The 4,094-nt window shown below is 54.9% G+C and carries 5 protein-coding genes; all 5 read left to right on the forward strand.

Going from position 1 to position 4,094, the window contains the following annotated elements; genetic code table 11:
- Positions 1-321 precede the first annotated feature (321 nt).
- The 5 genes from H6B31_RS16275 to H6B31_RS16295 all read left to right on the forward strand — a co-directional run bounded on the left by H6B31_RS16275 (position 322) and on the right by H6B31_RS16295 (position 4,008).
- Positions 322-531 carry a hypothetical protein gene (locus H6B31_RS16275; RefSeq protein ID WP_204899462.1) on the forward strand — a complete coding sequence of 70 codons (210 nt, stop codon included), beginning with the start codon at positions 322-324 and terminating at the stop codon, positions 529-531.
- A complete protein-coding gene (locus tag H6B31_RS16280) occupies positions 515-1,117 on the forward strand; it encodes an ATPase (protein WP_346014111.1) in 603 nt (200 codons plus the stop codon). Before H6B31_RS16275 ends, H6B31_RS16280 begins: the two co-directional genes overlap by 17 nt.
- Before the next feature lie 175 nt (positions 1,118-1,292).
- On the forward strand, positions 1,293-2,024 hold the full coding sequence (locus H6B31_RS16285) for an AlkZ-related protein (protein WP_204899463.1): 732 nt from the start codon (positions 1,293-1,295) through the stop codon (positions 2,022-2,024).
- A gap of 47 nt (positions 2,025-2,071) precedes the next feature.
- Complete coding sequence (locus H6B31_RS16290) at positions 2,072-3,589, forward strand: Y-family DNA polymerase (protein WP_204899464.1); 1,518 nt, start codon at positions 2,072-2,074, stop codon at positions 3,587-3,589.
- Positions 3,586-4,008 carry a hypothetical protein gene (locus H6B31_RS16295; RefSeq protein WP_204899465.1) on the forward strand — a complete coding sequence of 141 codons (423 nt, stop codon included), beginning with the start codon at positions 3,586-3,588 and terminating at the stop codon, positions 4,006-4,008. The genes H6B31_RS16290 and H6B31_RS16295 overlap by 4 nt, the downstream gene beginning before the upstream one ends.
- Positions 4,009-4,094: the final 86 nt, after the last annotated feature.

Genomic DNA, 4,094 nt, shown 5'->3' on the forward strand with positions numbered 1-4,094 from the left:
CGGCGACTGGAATACGAATACTGGTTCTTTGGACACTTCCATGACAACCGCTCGGTGGACCAGAAACACATCCTGCTCTGGGATCAGATCGTACAGATTTTGTGAGAAAGGTCAGAGAGGAAAAGACAGCGCTAGGGCTGACTTTTCCTCTCTGGTTCTTCACGAGAGAAAATACCTCAGAACAAAATATATTATTTTATACCGCTTGCTGGCATTGGAAAGCGTTCGCACTGGACATTATCCAGAGAAGAGGCTATAATAATTTTGTAAACTTACTCAACCACTGAAAGTATGCCTGTTTTTATGGAGGTGAACTTTACGATGCTAGAAAATAAATTGCCGGATGACAGCATCGTCGTCCAGTATGCAAGACAGGCTGTCGCAGCAGATTTGAAAAAGAAAAAGATCCTCAAGCAGCCGATTGCTAAATTTGATCCTAAAACAGGGAAGGTATATATGGTTCACAGCGACGGCACCAGTGAGGTAGTCGGCGAGGTCAGAAAGGGACGATACAGTGAACGAAACCCTTAAAAAACCGGAGGTTGTTATTTTTGCAGGTCCCAATGGTTCAGGGAAAAGTACAATCACAGACTTACTGCGTCCGACTGGAATGTCATATATCAATGCGGATGAAATTCAACGTGTGCTCGGATGTGAAAATATTGAAGCAGCCCAAATAGCGGAGGAACGTCGAGAACTTCACCTAAAAGAGCATAAGAGCTTCTGTTTTGAGACTGTTTTATCTACCCCGCGCAATTTGAACTTGTTAAGACGTGCAAAGCAAGAAAACTTCTTTATTCGTTGTTACTATGTTCTCACTGCAGATGCCCAAATCAATGTAGCGCGGGTTGCTTCCAGAGTATCAGCCGGTGGCCATGATGTGCCCGTTGAAAAAATTATTTCCAGATATGACAGAGCACTTGATTTAGTAAAAGAGCTGGTCCCCATCTGTGATGTGTGTCACATTTATGATAACTCGTTGACCGCTCCCTACCGTATTTTTAAGAAGCGTAAGGATCAATTTTGGTATTGTCCAGAACCTGGGATATGGCTGAAGAAAGACATCATTGCCTTGACCGGGATTAAAAGTGCTGTCCGAGGCGCACTAAATAAATAACGGATTTTCAATCACCAGCTTTGCGGTATAGGCAAGCTGGTGATTTGTTTTAAGTATGCAGAGTGCCGTCTAGAAGGCATAGAGATTAAAAATTGGTAGATATTGCCGAACAAATGTGCTATAATGTAACTTGTTAGAAGCAAAAATATGTGTCGTATCAAGAAAGGACCGCGCTATGGCCATGGAAAACGGCGAATGGGTCATACGGGGCATGGACTGGGATGACCCTGCCCGCATCCAGAGCTGGGAGGAGCTCATTCGCTGGATCGATGAGATCGGCTTCCTGCCCCTGTTTCAAAACGAGATAGTCGGCTTCTCCGCGGAGGAGAACACCGCAGGCCTCTATTGGTGGACCGGAGACCCGGAGCAGGACCCCTGGGAGTGGCGCGCGCTTATCGCCCGCAGCGGCCGGGTGGCATACGGCAAGTTTTTCGGCAAACGGGCCGGTTTCATCTCCAAAGCCTGGTTTCCGCACTTCGCCAACTGGCGGCGGGACGGCTATGACTTCGACAGCCGGTGGGAGGACGAGCGGGCCACCATGCGTCAGAAGCGGATCATGGACCGCTTTCTGGAGCAGGAGGAGTGGTTTTCCTCCGATTTGAAGCGGCAGGCCGGATTCGGCAAAGGCGGAGAGAAAAACTTCGAAGGTACGGTCACAGATCTCCAGATGGGAGGCTATCTGCTTATCCGGGACTTCCGCCAGCGCCTCAACAAGAGGGGGGCGCCCTACGGCTGGCCCAACTCTGTCTACACCACGCCGGAGGCACTATGGGGGTACGACCACATCGCCTCCGCCTACTCCGTGGCCCCAGGGGAGTCCAAAGCGCTGGTCTATGAGCAGATACAAAAGAACTTTCCGGAGGCTGCGCCGGAGACGCTGGACGCCGTGCTGGGATGGCCCCAATAACAGGACTGCATCCGTGATATACTAAAATCAAGGGGGGTGAGGGAAACATGAAGGAGCGGACCTATGTCTGCTGTGACCTGAAATCGTTTTACGCCAGTGTGGAATGCGTGGAGCGGGGGTTGGACCCTATGACCACCAATCTGGTGGTGGCGGACCAGCGTCGCACGGACAAGACCATCTGCCTGGCCGTCTCCCCCTCCCTGAAGGCCTACGGCATCGGGGGCCGGGCCCGGCTTTTTGAGGTGGTCCAGAAGGTGGCAGAGGTGAACGCCCGGCGGAAGTGGAGCGCCCCCGGCCATCAGTTCATCGGCTCCTCTTGGCACGATCCGGAGGTGCAGAAGAATCCCGCTCTGGCCCTGGACCACATCGTGGCTCCGCCCCGGATGGCCCACTATATCGACTGGAGCACCAAGATCTACAGTGTCTACCTGAAGTATATTGCTCCGGAGGACATCTACCCCTACTCCATCGACGAGGTGTTCATGGACCTGACCAACTACCTGGATACCTATCAGATGACCGCCCGGGAGCTGACCCGGACCATTATCCTGGATATTTTGAAAACCACCGGCATCACCGCTGCGGCGGGTATGGGCACCAATCTGTACCTGGCCAAGGTGGCCATGGACATCGTGGCCAAGCACGTCCACCCGGACAAGGACGGGGTGCGCATTGCCAAGCTAAATGAAATGACCTACCGGCGGCTTCTCTGGGACCACCGACCTCTCACCGATTTCTGGCGGGTGGGCAAGGGTTATGCGACGAAACTGGAGGCCCATGGGATGTACACCATGGGGGACGTGGCCCGGTGCTCCATCGGAAAACCGGGAGAATACCACAATGAGGAACTGCTGTACAAGCTGTTCGGAATCAACGCGGAAATTTTGATCGACCACGCCTGGGGCTGGGAGCCGTGTACCATCGCGGACGCGAAGGCGTACAAGCCGGAGAACAAGAGCATCGTTTCCGGCCAAGTGCTCCAGTGCCCGTACGACTTCCAGAAAGCCCGCCTGGTGGTGCGGGAGATGGCGGACGCTTTGGCCCTGGACCTGGTGGACAAGGGGCTGGTGACCAATCAGCTGGTCCTCACCGTGGGCTATGACCGGGAAAACCTGGACGATCCCAGCCGGGCCGCCCAATATAAGGGCCCTGTCACCGCCGACCGATATGGGCGGAAGATCCCCAAGCACGCGGTAGGGACGGAGAATTTTCCTTACACATCTTCGGCCAACGACCTGCTGAGAGCGGTCACCGCCCTCTATGACCGGATTGTGGACGAGAATCTGCTGATCCGCCGCCTGAGCATCAGCGCCAACAAACTGTTGGACGAGGCCAACGCTCCCAAAGAAGAAGCGGAGCAGCTGGACCTGTTCACCGACTACGCCGCCAAGGAGCATCAGGAGCAGGAAGACAGGGCTGCCCACGCCAGGGAGCGCAAGCTCCAGGAGGCCATGCTGGACATCAAGAAAAAGTACGGCAAGAACGCCATCCTCAAGGGTATGAACCTGGAGGAAGGCGCCACCGCCCGGGAGCGGAATCGGACGATTGGAGGGCATCAGGCATGAGCGGGAAGTACGACGATATACTTCACCTGCCCCATCCCACCTCCGCTAGACACCCGCGAATGCCCATCTCGGAGCGGGCGGCCATCTTTAGCCCCTTCGCCGCCCTCAGCGGCCACGCAGGGGCCATTGCGGAGACAGCCCGCCTGACGAAGCAGAAGATGGAGCTGGACGAGGACACCAAGGCGGAGCTGGACCGGCGACAGGCGGTTCTGCTGGAGCATATTGCGGAACAGCCAGAAATCACGGTCACCTGGTTCCAGCCGGATGAGCGGAAGGACGGCGGGGCCTACCTTACTGCCACTGGGCGGCTGAAGAAGCTGGATGAGATCCAGAGAGTGCTGGTCCTGACGGACGGGACAAAAATCTCACTGGACGATGTGGCAGAAATCGAAAGCAGTGGGTTCCAAAAGCAAGGATAAACGTAAAACTGGAGTGAGCCGAAACGGGAACGCATCACATAAGGTGCGTTCCCGTTTCAGTTTACTGGAGACAGCAGGCGCACGGC

The organism is Pseudoflavonifractor capillosus, assembly GCF_016899775.1.
In the GTDB taxonomy this organism is placed as follows: domain Bacteria; phylum Bacillota; class Clostridia; order Oscillospirales; family Oscillospiraceae; genus Lawsonibacter.

Excerpts from the sequence above, each read along its gene's own strand:
- H6B31_RS16275 (WP_204899462.1), top strand. The coding sequence starts at position 322 with ATGCTAGAAAATAAATTGCCGGATGACAGCATCGTCGTCCAGTATGCA.
- H6B31_RS16285 (WP_204899463.1), top strand. The coding sequence starts at position 1,293 with ATGGCCATGGAAAACGGCGAATGGGTCATACGGGGCATGGACTGGGAT.
- H6B31_RS16290 (WP_204899464.1), top strand. The coding sequence starts at position 2,072 with ATGAAGGAGCGGACCTATGTCTGCTGTGACCTGAAATCGTTTTACGCC.
- H6B31_RS16295 (WP_204899465.1), top strand. The coding sequence starts at position 3,586 with ATGAGCGGGAAGTACGACGATATACTTCACCTGCCCCATCCCACCTCC.